Origin of the sequence: Larkinella humicola (genome assembly GCF_008727875.1) — a bacterium.
GTDB classification, from domain to species: Bacteria; Bacteroidota; Bacteroidia; order Cytophagales; family Spirosomataceae; genus Larkinella; species Larkinella humicola.
On record NZ_VTWS01000009.1, the window covers coordinates 1 to 13,362 of the forward strand.

General features: G+C 54.5%; 9 protein-coding genes and 1 pseudogene. 7 read left to right on the forward strand and 3 right to left on the reverse strand.

The window, feature by feature from the left end; all coding sequences use genetic code 11:
* Positions 1 to 166 precede the first annotated feature (166 nt).
* On the forward strand, positions 167 to 1,693 hold the full coding sequence (locus F0P93_RS26835) for a T9SS type B sorting domain-containing protein (RefSeq protein ID WP_150880842.1): 1,527 nt from the start codon (positions 167 to 169) through the stop codon (positions 1,691 to 1,693).
* 31 nt (positions 1,694 to 1,724) lie between these two features.
* On the opposite strand, the gene F0P93_RS26840 is transcribed toward F0P93_RS26835, so the two are convergent.
* Both F0P93_RS26840 and F0P93_RS26845 read right to left on the reverse strand, forming a co-directional pair.
* Positions 1,725 to 3,350: a S8 family peptidase gene (locus F0P93_RS26840; protein WP_150880843.1), complete on the reverse strand. Its 1,626-nt coding sequence runs from the start codon at positions 3,348 to 3,350 to the stop codon at positions 1,725 to 1,727.
* A gap of 212 nt (positions 3,351 to 3,562) precedes the next feature.
* A complete protein-coding gene (locus tag F0P93_RS26845) occupies positions 3,563 to 4,186 on the reverse strand; it encodes an RNA polymerase sigma factor (protein WP_150880845.1) in 624 nt (207 codons plus the stop codon).
* Positions 4,187 to 4,426: 240 nt separating this feature from the next.
* Here F0P93_RS26845 and F0P93_RS26850 point away from each other — a divergent pair, with 240 nt between their 5' ends.
* Positions 4,427 to 5,551 carry a FecR family protein gene (locus F0P93_RS26850; RefSeq protein WP_150880847.1) on the forward strand — a complete coding sequence of 375 codons (1,125 nt, stop codon included), beginning with the start codon at positions 4,427 to 4,429 and terminating at the stop codon, positions 5,549 to 5,551.
* 52 nt (positions 5,552 to 5,603) lie between these two features.
* Here F0P93_RS26850 and F0P93_RS26855 read toward each other — a convergent pair whose 3' ends face one another.
* Positions 5,604 to 5,801: a hypothetical protein gene (locus F0P93_RS26855; protein ID WP_150880849.1), complete on the reverse strand. Its 198-nt coding sequence runs from the start codon at positions 5,799 to 5,801 to the stop codon at positions 5,604 to 5,606.
* Positions 5,802 to 5,878: 77 nt separating this feature from the next.
* Between F0P93_RS26855 and F0P93_RS26860 the strand changes: the two genes are divergently transcribed.
* The 5 genes and pseudogenes from F0P93_RS26860 to F0P93_RS26875 all read left to right on the forward strand — a co-directional run bounded on the left by F0P93_RS26860 (position 5,879) and on the right by F0P93_RS26875 (position 13,335).
* Positions 5,879 to 9,154, forward strand: a complete 3,276-nt coding sequence (locus F0P93_RS26860) for a TonB-dependent receptor (RefSeq protein WP_150880851.1) — start codon at positions 5,879 to 5,881, stop codon at positions 9,152 to 9,154.
* A gap of 34 nt (positions 9,155 to 9,188) precedes the next feature.
* Positions 9,189 to 10,406 (forward strand): RagB/SusD family nutrient uptake outer membrane protein, encoded by a 1,218-nt coding sequence (locus tag F0P93_RS26865; RefSeq protein WP_225309661.1) that lies wholly within the window; start codon positions 9,189 to 9,191, stop codon positions 10,404 to 10,406.
* 21 nt (positions 10,407 to 10,427) lie between these two features.
* Positions 10,428 to 10,856: pseudogene (locus F0P93_RS31780) on the forward strand (RagB/SusD family nutrient uptake outer membrane protein); the annotation flags it as partial.
* A 283-nt stretch (positions 10,857 to 11,139) separates the two neighbouring features.
* Positions 11,140 to 13,002, forward strand: coding sequence for a glycoside hydrolase family 97 protein (locus tag F0P93_RS26870; RefSeq protein WP_150880853.1), 1,863 nt, complete (start codon positions 11,140 to 11,142; stop codon positions 13,000 to 13,002).
* A gap of 141 nt (positions 13,003 to 13,143) precedes the next feature.
* Positions 13,144 to 13,335, forward strand: coding sequence for a cold-shock protein (locus tag F0P93_RS26875; protein ID WP_114409215.1), 192 nt, complete (start codon positions 13,144 to 13,146; stop codon positions 13,333 to 13,335).
* Positions 13,336 to 13,362 lie beyond the last annotated feature (27 nt).

Below are 13,362 nucleotides of genomic sequence, written 5' to 3' on the forward strand. Positions count from 1 at the left end.
GCTACAACCCTGCAAGGGTTGACTCTGGATAACCCCGGATGCAATCCGGGGCACCTGCCCGATCTCCCAGACGCCTGATCCCGCCAGCCCTGGATGCAATCCGCTGTTATTCGCAAAAAGACCGTATATTTAGATGTCCCCGATCACTTTAGCGATTTACTAAAACATGCGGAGCCGTGCCGATTGGATGGTGTGGTGGCTGGTATTCTGCCTGCCCTGCATCACTATGGCCCAAAATCTGCTTCAGAACGGCAGTTTTGAGGAATACCGAACCTGCCCCCGTCAGGATAATCTATTGGGTGAAGCGGTTCCCTGGTACAATCCCAACGGGGCCACGCCTGATTTTTATCACCAGTGTTTTCCAACGGTTCAAATGGAATTGCCGCCCCGTTCCGGGCAGGGCCTGGCCCGGCTTTTTCTGGATGTAAGCTGGGCTGAATACCTGGCGACACCCCTGAAAAAACCGCTGGTTGCCGACGACTGTTATTTTTTCGAGATGTACGTCGCGACGCCAACGCCGAACAAATATTTAAGCGGAACGATCGGTGCTTTCTTGTCTGAAAAACCGATCACTTCCCCGGAAAAAGGATTGCTTCCGGCGGATGCTCAGGTGATTGACAATGCCCTGACCACCAGCATTCCAATGTTGCGCTGGGAACGGGTTTCGGGCTACGTTAAAGCCAAAGGCGGGGAGCAATATTTAACCATCGGGAGTTTCAAAAAACTGCCGGTTTTTCTGGGGTATTTCTACCTGTTCATCGACGACGTTTCGCTGCTCCCGATTAAAATGGACCTCGGAAACGACACCACGCTTTGTGGTCGGAACAGCACGCTCCTGCTCGATGCCACCACACCCGGTGCCACCGAATACCGCTGGCATGACGGCAGCACGGCACCCACGTTTCGGGTTACGAAACCGGGCCATTATTCCGTCACGGTCACCACACCCTGCAAAGTCCTGCGCGACACCATCCGGGTGGATTACGCCCTCGATTTCGACCTCGGCCGCGACACGATGCTGTGTGCGGGACAAACCCTGACGCTCAAAACGCCCCCCGATGTTCCGCCAACATTCCGCTGGCAGGACGGTTCTTCCACGCCTACCTACACTGTTAGAGAGGATGGTTTATACACCTTGCGGGTCGAGCAGGCTCGTTGCGTGGCTACCGACAGCATTCAGGTCCGGTTTGTGCCGCCACCCCGGCTGAATCTGGGGCCGGATCAAAACCTGTGCGGGGCCGAAGTATTTACGATCCGGCCCGACTTTGCCGAGGGGAAATTTAGCTGGCAGGATCAATCCGAAGCGGTTATCAGAACCGTGGGGCAGTCCGGTTTTTTTCAGGCATCGGTGAGCAACGATTGCGCCACCGTTCGCGATACCGTTCGCATTTCGTATGAAGATTGCGGTTGCGTGTTGTATACACCGGATATTTTTACGCCCAACGCCGACGGACAAAACGATGTCTTTCAACCCTTTGGCTGCGGAGACATTACCATTACGTCACTGTCGATTTTCAACCGCTGGGGTGAACTGGTTTTCCAGACCGCCGAGCCGCCATTTGCCTGGAACGGGATGTATCAGGGAAAAACCGCACCCGTTGGCGTGTATGGCTGGCAGATTCGCTACCAGCTTCGGCAGGGCACCGGCGTGCTGGCTGAACAAAAACGGGGCGCACTCAGTCTGACCCGATAGTGCGCCCCGCCTTCTTTATTCCTTTAAACCGTCAGCCTTTTTTCGCAGCCGCTGCGGCTTCTTCGGCCTCGGCCAGTTTGACGGCTTCGTAGAGATTCACGATGGCGCCGGTTTTCGATAAATCGGTAAAATTGACCAGATCTGTAGACTCAGGGCGAAGCACCTGCCGGTTTTGCACAATGGCCGATTTTTCGATAATCCGCTTCAGATCACTGTACGTCAGTTTCGGGAAATACGATTTCAGGACGGCGGCAATGCCACTTACGACCGGAGCCGCCATGCTCGTACCGCTCAGGTTGTCATACCCGTTGCGGGGTGTTGTCGAATAAATGGCCATGCCCGGCGCAAACACATCGACGGTTTTGCGACCGTAGTTGGAAAACGGGGCCACCAGGCTTTCGTTGTTTTTGGACGTAATGGCTCCCACCGTAATCAGGTTTGGAATGGCCGACCCATCCATAAACCGGTCTGATGGAAAACTGGCGGTCGTATCGAGTAATTTGTTGTCGTTACCAGCCGCATGAATCAGCAGAACGCCTTTGGAAAGCGCGTACCGCATGGCGTCGTCGACGGCTTTGCGTTGGGGCGACACGTCTTTTCCGAAGCTCATGTTGATGATCTGAGCACCGTTATTGACCGCATAGCGAATTGCGTTGGCCACATCCTTGTCCCGCTCGTCGCCATCGGGAACGGCCCGAACGGCCATGATCTGAACCTGATCGGCCACGCCCTGCACCCCCAGGTTGTTGGTGCGGTCGGCGCCAATGATGCCGGCGACGTGCGTGCCGTGCAGCGCGTCGGGGCCGGTAATGTCGGGATTGCCGTAGGCGGTTTCGGTTAGATCGTCGGGTTTATCGCCCACAATCGAGCGGCTGTCGAAGTCGGGGTTGTAAGCGTATTCCGCTTTGCCTTTCAGGTCTTCCAGCCCTCTGGTCAGTTCGGCCTGAATATCTTCGGCCTGCCCGAATCCCTGCGCACTGGTCATTTCATAGAGAGCGGCAGCCGCTTTCTTCACAAAATCATTGTCGCTGGCCGGATTGCGCAGCGTCGCGGTGTCCAGTTTGGAGACGTTCAGGGCTTTTTTCAGCCCATCGATGATCGTCACCAGTTGGGTACTGAACGTGCTGTACGAATCGTATTGCTCCTTATACTCAGCGCGTTTCTTCTCCATCTCCGTTTTGTATTTCACAAACTGGTCGAATTCCTTCTGTTGGGCCGGTTTCAGCGACGACCGGTTTTTGCCTTCATACAAAGGGCGCAGCCGGGCGTATTGCCGGGTTACTTCGGCGGTTTCGTACTGGACGTTCCGGCCATCTTTCCCACCGATAAAATTCCAGCCGTGGACGTCATCAACGTAGCCGTTTTTATCGTCATCAATCCCGTTGCCGGGAATTTCTTTCGAATTGGTCCACAGAATTCGTTTTAAATCTTCGTGCGTGGAGTCGATTCCGCCATCGATCACGGCCACGACGACCGGCGTCGGTTTGCGGTTGCTGAGTAACTCGCGGTAGGTACGATCCGTGCTGATTCCCCAGACGCTGTCGGCTTTCGAATCGAGGTGGAACCATTGGGACGTTTGGGCCTGCCCACGGGCGAAACCAAACAGGATGAATGTATAGAGACCCAGGAGTCGGAATACAAACTTTTTGAACGACATAGAAAAGAAGGTTAGCAGTTGTCTATTTCTGTTAACAACTGAAACAGAAACTGGTTCGCGCTGGTAGCAGTCTAGTATAACGAATCGAAGGCGAATTCCGGTATATTTTACTAATTTTAGCCGGAAGCTGCGTTAATTTCACCCAAATCAGGGGATAGAGCGGCACGTGATGCCACAATTTGGTGATTTTGAACGTGGAGCTTTCTGCCCCGCTATTGCAAAAGATACAGGCCCGGTATCATCAAAAGCAGTAAACCGGCGTACCAGTATTCCTTGAGTTCTTTCAGGGCCCGCCAGAGCAGGTTGGCAACGGCACCCCGGCTGAGCGACATGACTTCGGCAATGGCCTCATTGTCCAGATTTTCGTAAAACCGGAGGTAAATAATCTCCTGCTGCCGCCGGGAAAGCTGAGGAATGAGCTGCTGGAGTTTCCGGACGTAATGCTGGCTGGTTTCGTCTTCGATGATGGCGGTTTCGATGGGTAAATCACCCACTACAGCGGCATCGAAATCCAGCTCTTCACTTTGTTCCAGCCACTTGTCTCCGGTTTTCCGCCGGAGAATTCTTCGCCGGATCGAAACCAGCAAATAGAGTTTAACCGAATCCGGTTCGCTGATGGTATGCCGTTTGTCCCAGATTTCCAGAAAGAGGTCCTGAATGCAATCTTTGATGGCTTCGCGATCGCGGGAAAATTTGCTGCCGTAGCCATACAGGCGTTTGTAGTACCGCTCCGCCAGTTCGCCCAATGCCACTTCATCCCCTTCCCTGAACTGATGCCACAGGGCCGCATCGGTTGGCGATTCAGAAGGACGGTTTTGGGAGGATGAGCGAAACATACGGCATGGTACGACTAATTTCTGGTGGTAGCAACCGGCAAACGAAAACCATATTCCACCAGGAGCCGCCGGTAAAAGAGGCTATCAACCAGTTTTTACCCGCTCCCGGGGCGTTCTGGCGGCTACAAAAGTCGGGGTACTTCCGGCATTTATAAAAAAATAAAATGATTTTTTTGATTATTTCCGGCACCATGCTGATTCTCCTTCTCTGAACCGCCCTTTTAACGCTCCGCCTTTTTCATGAAGCTCTACCAGCAGGTTGACGATTTTTTGAACGACGCCACCTTCCATGCCTGGATCGACGGCGACCCGGACGCGACGGCCTTCTGGACGGCCTGGCGCAGCCAGCACCCGGAACAACGGGCGGTTTTGAATCAGGCCAAAGCACTGGTATACGCCCTGAAACAACAACCGGTGGATTTGTCGGACGACGAAGTCCGCCAGGAAGTGCAACACCTGGTGGGGCAGTTCCGCCAACGGAAACAGGCCGAGCGGACAAACGACGACGAATCCCGATCTGAACCCATTGTTTGGTGGGGGCAAAACCGGCGAACCTGGCGGAGTCTGGCCGCTTCGGTTCTCGTGATCATCGGATTGGGCTTGTTGCTGCTGCGGCCGAAACTCCCTTCACCGACCCATCAGACGGCCTACCGCCCGCCTTTGAGCGCTGGTTCGACGGTGCTTTCAGAAAAAGTGAATACGACCAACGAACCGCTGACGCTGGTGCTGAGCGATGGGTCGGCCATTACGCTGGAGAAAAACAGCCGCATTCGTTACCCGAAGACGTTTACCGGTTCGTTTCGGGAAGTGTATCTGTCGGGCGAAGCATTTTTTGAAATTGCCCGGAATCCCGAAAAACCGTTCCTGATCTACGCCAGTGAAACCGTTACCAAAGTGCTGGGGACCAGCTTCCGCATTCGGGCGTTCGATCACGAACCGGAAGTGGCCGTGGCCGTCCGAACCGGAAAAGTCTCGGTTTTCGCTGAAAAGACGTTCCGGAAAACGAAGACTCAAACCCGCAACGGCGTTCTCCTGATGCGAAATCAGGAAGTGGTCTTTAACCGAAAAACCGAACAGTTGCAACGCGGACTGGTCGAAAAACCGGAGCTGGTGGCTGTTGCCACGCACGTCCAGGAGCTGGATTTTGAAGACGTTCCGGTAACGCAGGTGCTGGCCAGGCTGGAGAAAGCCTACGGCGTCGAGATCGATTATAATGAAAATTTGCTGGAAAAATGCCCGATTACTGCTCAATTTTCGGATGAAACGCTGTCCGTAAAACTCGGTTTTATTTGCCAGGCGATTGGTGCAACGTTCGAAGTAAACGATGGCCGGGTGGCAATCTACAGCCGGGGCTGCGCGCCCTGACCAGCGATGAATGCTTTTGTGATTTTTAACTTTAAAAACCGCCCCGCACTGCCTATGCCAGAATAAAAACTTTACATTCTTCACCGCCTTCGCGAAAACGTCGCTGGGTTGGCGTGTCCGACTGCCTGACCGGTAATGGTTCCAACAGCATCGTTCTGACACCCGACCGCGCCCCCCAGCCCGTTCCACCCATTTCCTCATCGGATTGCAAGACGCCCAACAGGGCGTCGATGAGGGATTTTTTGTCCATTTCGAACCGAAACGACTCAAAAAACGACCCAATTTATGAAAAATCCAGACTGGATTTCACCCTCCTTTATCAAGCTTATGAAACTTTCCCTCCTCCAGGTGCTGCTTGCTGCCTGTGTGGTTAGCCTCTCCTTCGCCCGCGATAGCCGGGCTCAGGAAATGCTGAACAAGAAAGTAACCGTACAGGTGGTCGATAAGGACATTAAAACCACCCTGAAGTCCATTGGCAAAGCGGCTCAGGTACGGTTTCTGTACAGCTCGCTGCTCATTCAGGCCGACCGGAAAGTAACGTTTACGGCGGTCGATGAACGGCTGGAAACGATCCTCGATCAACTCCTGACGCCGTTGAAGATTACCTATAAAGTGGAAGGCAAACAGATTCTGCTCACCGCAACACCGGCCGGCGTGGCAAAACCGCTGTCCGACAACGACATGGCCCAAACCGCCCCGCTCGATCAGTCCGTGTCCGGCACTGTAACCGACGAAAAGGGTGAGGGCTTGCCGGGTGTCAACCTCATTCAGAAAGGCACCGGCCGGGGAACGACCACCGATAAAGACGGCAAGTTTACGTTTCAGGTATCCGACGGGAAGGCGGTTTTGGTCGTTAGCTCCATTGGCTACGTAACGCAGGAAATTCCGGTTACCAACCGGCAGGTTCTCACCATTCAGATGGTATCCGATACCAAGGCGCTGAGTGAAGTTGTCGTGGTGGGTTACGGAACCCAGTCGAAACGAAACGTAACCGGTTCGGTGGCAAAAGTAGACATGAAAGTCACCGAAAACCTGCCCAATACGAACGTCGCTCAGGCCCTGCGCGGGCGCGTCGCCGGGGTGCAGTTTATCGACAACGGGCGACCGGGACAAAGCGGCAGCATCCTCGTTCGGGGGCGTCGTTCCATCACCGCCAGCAACGATCCGCTCATCATTCTGGACGGTATTTTTTTCAACGGCAGTCTGGCCGAAATCAATCCGAACGACATCGAGTCGATGGAAATTCTGAAAGACGCCAGTGCAGCCGCCATTTACGGTTCCAAAGCCGCCAATGGTGTTATTCTGATTACGTCCAAACGCGGCAAAAGCGACAAGCCGACCATTCGGGTGAACAGCTATTATGGCGTGGCCGACTGGAGTAACCGCATCAAAATGCTGTCGCCGGAACGCTACCTCCAGAAAACACTGGATTACCGCGCCCAGAGCGGGCAGGAAGCCAATCCGGCCAACGTGGTCAGTTATCTCCAGAACACCGAAGCCGAGAATTACCGCAATGGCACCGTCACCGATCCCTGGGATGAAATTTCGCAGAAAGCCGGGGTGCAGTCCTACGACCTGAGCATTGCCGGCCAGTCGGGCCGCACCAACTACCTCGTCTCCGGGGCTTTTGTGAACGAACAGGGGCTGATTTACAAGGACATGGCGAAACGCGTTACGCTACGAACCAATCTGGAGACGAAGGTGGCCGACTGGCTGACGGTGGGCACCAATGCCACCTACGCCCGGCGGGATTTGTCGGGCGTCGATGTGGCCCTCAACTGGGCGGCCCAGATCAGCCCCTTTGCCAAAATGTATTACGATGACGCCAAAACAGACCCGGTCCACTTTCCGCAGGATGTGCAACTGGTGCCGAACCCCCTTTTCAACTCCATCCGGCGTCAGAATGAAGAAATTTACCACAACCTGTTTTCAAATTTCTACGCCAAAATTGAGGTGCCTTTCATCAAGGGACTTAGCTACCGGATCAATTACTCGCCGAATTACCGCTGGCAGCACAACTACACCTTTGAACCGGCGTACCAGCGTTTTGGCGAGAACATTCTGGCCAATGCCACGAAATACAACGTCGAAATTTTCGACTGGGTGCTGGAAAACATTGCTACCTACAGCCGCCAACTGGGCCGCGATCATGCTTTTGATGTAACGCTTTTGTATGGCCGCAACCACAGCCAGTCGGAATCGACCACCGCTACGGCTTCCAATTTCTTCAACGGCGCCAACGGCTGGAATAACCTGGGCATCGCCCAAACCCAGCAAACAACAACGGGAGCCTCGGCCATCGACGGTATATCGTCGATGCTGCGGCTGAACTACCATTTCAAAGACCGGTATCTGCTGACACTCACCGCCCGCCGGGATGGCAGTTCGGTGTTCGGTGCGCAGAACAAGTATGCGACCTTTCCATCGGCCGCCCTGGCCTGGATTGTTTCCGACGAGCCTTTTCTGAAGTCGATGCCCTTCATCGACCTGCTGAAGTTTCGCGTGTCGTACGGGTCGGTGGGCAACCAGGCGATTTCGCCTTACCAATCCCTGAGCCGTTCCGGGACGGTCCAGTATGTTTTCGGCGATGGAAGCGCAACGTATAACGGCACCTACCCGTCTGGCATGGCCAACACCGATCTGAAGTGGGAAACCACCACGTCAGCCAACGTCGCCATTGATTTTGAAATCCTGAAAGGGCGGTTCGGCGGCACACTCGAATACTACAACATGGACACCAAAAACCTGCTGCTGAACCGTTCATTGCCCTCCGCTACCGGTTTTCAGTCGGTCATCACCAACCTGGGAGCCACCAACAACCGGGGGTTCGAGCTGACGATCAATACCGCCAACCTTCAGCGGGGTCCTTTTGAATGGAGCAGCAACATCGTGTTTTCGACCAACCGAAACCGCATTGTGCACATCTACAGCCGCGATCTGAACGGCGACGACGTAGAGGACAATGATCTGGGCAACAAATGGTTCATCGGTCAGCCCGTGCAGGTTGCGTTCGATTACCTCATCGACGGCGTTTACCAGGAAGGCGATCAGCTCCCGACCGGTTATAAAGCTGGTTTTTACCGCCTGAAAGACCTGAACGGCGACGGCAAAATCACCACCGACGACCGCACGGTGGTGGGGCGGCTGGAACCCAAATACCGCTGGGGGTTGACGAACACGTTCCGCTACAGCAACTTCACGCTGTCGGTTTTTCTGAATGCCATGCAGGGCTGGATCAAAAGTTACAACCAGATGATTCCGAGCAACAATTTTCCGGGGAGTGCGTCGAATTTTCCGGACAACGGCTGGTGGACGGCCGAAAACAAATCGAACACAATGGCATCGCTGGTGTATACCAATCCATACGGACACGGGTATTACGTCAGCCGCAATTTTGTTCGGGTGCAGGATGTTTCGCTGGCGTATGAGTTGCCGAAAACGCTCCTGAATCGCTGGAAAGTCGGAACCATCCGGGCCTACGTCAGCGGCAAAAACCTGCTCACCTTTACGAAGTACCCCGGTTTTGACCCCGAAATCGGTTCCGAAGCCAGCGGTTATCCCATGTCCCGCACCCTGACCGGCGGTATTAACCTCAGTTTTTAACTCCATTCCTGTCACCCTGAACGGATTTCAACCCATGAAACATACCCTTTTATTAGCGTCAAAACGGCCTCTGGCCTTGCTGGGAACGCTGCTGCTGGTTTTCTGGGCCAGTGCCTGCAAAGACAATGTACTCGACGAAACACCCCGCGCCTTTCTGAATCCCGATGTGGTGCTTGTGGATAAAGCCGGTTTTGAAACCGCCATCATCGCCATTCATTCGGCTGCCCGGGACGAACTATTCGGCACCGACACCGAGAACCTGCACGCCATGAACATCGGCACGGACGCCTACATGCCGGGGGCCGTATCGACGCTGTTGCGCGACTACAACGTTTCGCTGACGCCGACGCTGGCGTCCGTCGATCTGTGGTGGGAATGGGCGTATCTCAAAATGCTGCCGCGGGCCAACATTGTGGTCGATTATGCCGATAAACCGACCGCCAAATGGGCGAATGAGGCTGAAAAGAACGCCATTCTGGCCGAAGCACGGTTTTTTCGGGGCTACACCTACTCGATTCTGGCCAATCTGTACGGTGGCGTCCCCTTGGTGTCGCATGTCGAAACGGCACCCAAGACGGATTATACGCGGGCCAGTCGTCAGGAGGTACTGGAGTTTGCCCGGCAGGATCTCGAATTTGCCTCGCAGTGGTTGCCCAAAAAACCGGCGGCTCCCGGTCGCATTGTGAAAGCCGCTGCCGACCATTTTCTGAGCGAAGTCTACCTGGCGCTGGGCAACAACGACAAAGCCATCGAAGCCGCTTCCGCCGTGATCAACGACGGTTCGTACAAGCTCATGACGCAGCGCTTTGGCAGCAAACTGGACAAACCCGGCGATGTTTTTTCGGATTTGTTTCGGGATAAAAACCAGAATCTGGCGGCCAATACCGAGACCATCTGGGCCATTCAGTTCGAATACCAGACACCCGGTGGCGTTGCCTACACCAATGCAACCAACGCGACCGCTTTCGGCGGAAACAGCAGCATGCGGGCCTGGGGAGCCGGGTATCACAACATCAAAGACCCGGAAGGCAAGTCGGGTATGGTCGTTTGCGATAGCCTGGGCCGTCCGGTGGGTTGGGTGATGGGAACGCCCTACGCCAGTTACGACGTCTGGAAAGAAGATTGGAACGACATGCGGAATTCGGCGTACAACATGCGTCGGACGTTCTATTACAACAATGCCTCCTCCCGTTTTTTCGGACAGAAAGTTGATCCCGTGGCGGCCAAAATCGACACGCTGAACTCCGGCTAGTATTATCCGTATACCCGGAAACTTGAAGGTGATCCGCTGGCCGGAAATACCGCCGGGCGAACGTTCGTGGAGTTTTATAAAATCCGGCTGGCCGAAACCTACCTGCTCAGGGCCGAAGCCTACATCCGGAAAGGTGACCGGCCAAAAGCCGCCGACGACCTCAACGTGCTGCGCAGCCGGGCCAAAGCCAAACCGGTTACGGCCGACCGCGCCACGCTCGACTACATTCTGGACGAGCGCGTGCGGGAGTTGATCATGGAAGAGCCCCGCCGTCGAACGCTCATCCGCTTCGGTTTTCTGGCCAATTCGCCCCTATTGGTGGAGCGAGTGAAGAAGTACAATACCAAAACCGGCAGCAACATCGTCGAAAAACACGAATTATTCCCGATTCCGCAGAAATTCATCGATGCCAACCTGGATGCCAAAATCGAACAGAATCCGGGGTATTAATTGAAAAACCGTGCCCCGTCAGGCGCATAACAGCGTAGCGTCGGTAGCAGAAAAACGAATTTCAACGTCCCGCGTGCCGTGAGGTACGCGACAATATACCGCAAGAATGGGTCGCGTACCTCACGGCACGCAAGAGCCACAAATCGCCTGACCTACTACTACCGACGCTGCGCTGTTAAATCCCTGCGGGATGAATGGCTCACCTTTTTAATCCTTATATTCAACCATCATCGCGAACAATCAGCGAGATTGGTGTATGTACCCTTTTAAACGTTCAACCTGAATGGCCCGAATTCTTTTCGCTATTTTCTCCCTGACCCTGATCAACTTGGGGCGGGCGCAAACGCCGGATTCGCTCCGGATCAGTTCGCCCAACGGCCTGCTCACCTGGTCGATTGGCTTGCGCGACCTGCCGGAATCACCCCAAAGTCCTGTATACGAAATAACGTACCGGAACCAGCTCCTGATTCAGCCTTCGCGGCTGGGACTGGGCGGCAATCCCGCTGGCTCCCGGCCGTTGAACTGGGATAAGAACCTGCGGATCGTGTCGGCGACGAAACGAAGCCAGCAAGCAAACTGGAAACCGGTTTGGGGTGAACGCGCCGAGATTCCGGATCACTACAACGAACTGGTTGTCAGCCTGCGCAACGGGCCGGGGTCGGGCGGAACGATGCAACTCATCGTCCGGGCGTACGACGAGGGCGTGGCTTTCCGGTATTTTTTCCCGGAAGACCTGCGCATGCAGATTCTGGATGTTGGGCAGGAAATGACCTTTTTCAACCTGCCGCCGAAAACGAAAGCCCTCTACACCGATCATGCGCAGGGGAGCTACGAAGAACGGAACGTAGAGAACTGGACGAAAGCCGCCCAGATGCCGCTCACCCTGAAACTCGACAACGGAACCTGGGCCTGCATCACACAAGCCGAGCAGAGCAGTTATCCGCTGGTGCGGCTCAAAACCGCCGGTCTGAACCAACTCGTCAGCCAACTGGCGGGCGAAATCACCGAAGCTTCGCCCTTTGCCAGTTCGTGGCGGGTGGTGATGGCAGCCGACCGCCCCGGCGATCTGCTGGAACACAACTACCTGATTCAGAACCTCAATCCGCCGAATGAAATCAAGGACGTGAGCTGGATCAAACCGGGAAAAGTGATGCGGGAAGTGACGCTGTCGACCACCGGGGCCAAAAATCTGGTTGATTTTGCGGTGGAGCAAAACATCGACTACCTGCATTTCGACGCGGGCTGGTACGGCCACGAATACGAAATTGCGTCGGACGCCACCAGGGTGTCGGTCGATCCACGCCGGAATCCGAAAGGCGATCTGGATTTGCCCGAAGCCATTCGGTATGCCAAATCGAAGGGGAAGAAAGTCATTTTGTACGTCAACCACCGCGCCCTCGAACGGCAACTGGATACGCTGCTGCCGCTCTACCAACGCTGGGGCGTTGCCGGCATCAAATACGGTTTTGTGCATACGGGCTCGCACCACTGGACGGTCTGGCTGCACGACGCCATCCGCAAAGCCGCCAAACACCACCTGGTGCTGGACATCCACGACGAATATAGCCCGACCGGTTTCAGCCGGACGTATCCGAACCTGCTGACGCAGGAAGGCGTGCGGGGTAACGAAGAATGGCCCAATGCGACCCACAACACGGTTTTGCCCTTCACGCGGTACATTGCCGGAGCCGCCGATTATACGTTCTGCTTCAACCAGCCGCGGTTGACCAACACCAAAGGCCACCAACTGGCGTTGCCGGTGATTTATTTCAGTCCGCTTCAGTATTTGTACTGGTACGGCAAACCGGCCGATTTCCCGGATCGGCAGGAAATTGAATTCTGGAAAGACCTCCCGACGGTTTGGGATGAAACGAAAGTGCTGGATGGAACGCCCGGTCAGTATGTGTCGGTGGCCCGGCGGAAAGGAAATGACTGGTTTCTCGGCACCATTACCAGCACCGAAGCCCGGAAAATCGACCTGTCGCTGGCCTTTCTGGAACCGGGGAAACAGTATTCGCTCTCGGTGTATGAAGACGATGGAACCGGAAAGATCCGGAAGCAAACCCGCACCGTCACGTCGAAAGACCGCCTGACTGCCAATCTGTTACCCTCCGGCGGGCAGGCGGTGGTCTTGAAAAGAAACTAACGGAATGGGCTTAAAAAAACGGGAAATCCAGACAGGACGGTTTTATTCATCATGGCTTGTATCAAAATAAATAAAGGACATGATGCGGTTCTGATTTATTCTTGTTACCTTTGGTGAAATTTTAAAATACAATACAATATAATGCAAACAGGAACTGTTAAATTTTTTAATGAACTCAAAGGTTTTGGGTTTATTACCCCTTCGGATTCAGACAAAGACATCTTTGTTCACGTATCAGGTTTGATTGACGAAGTTCGCGAGAACGACAAAGTTCAATTTGAAGTTGAGCAAGGTAAAAAAGGTTTGAATGCCGTTAACGTAGAGGTTATTTAATCGAAAGATATAATAATTTGAAACGCT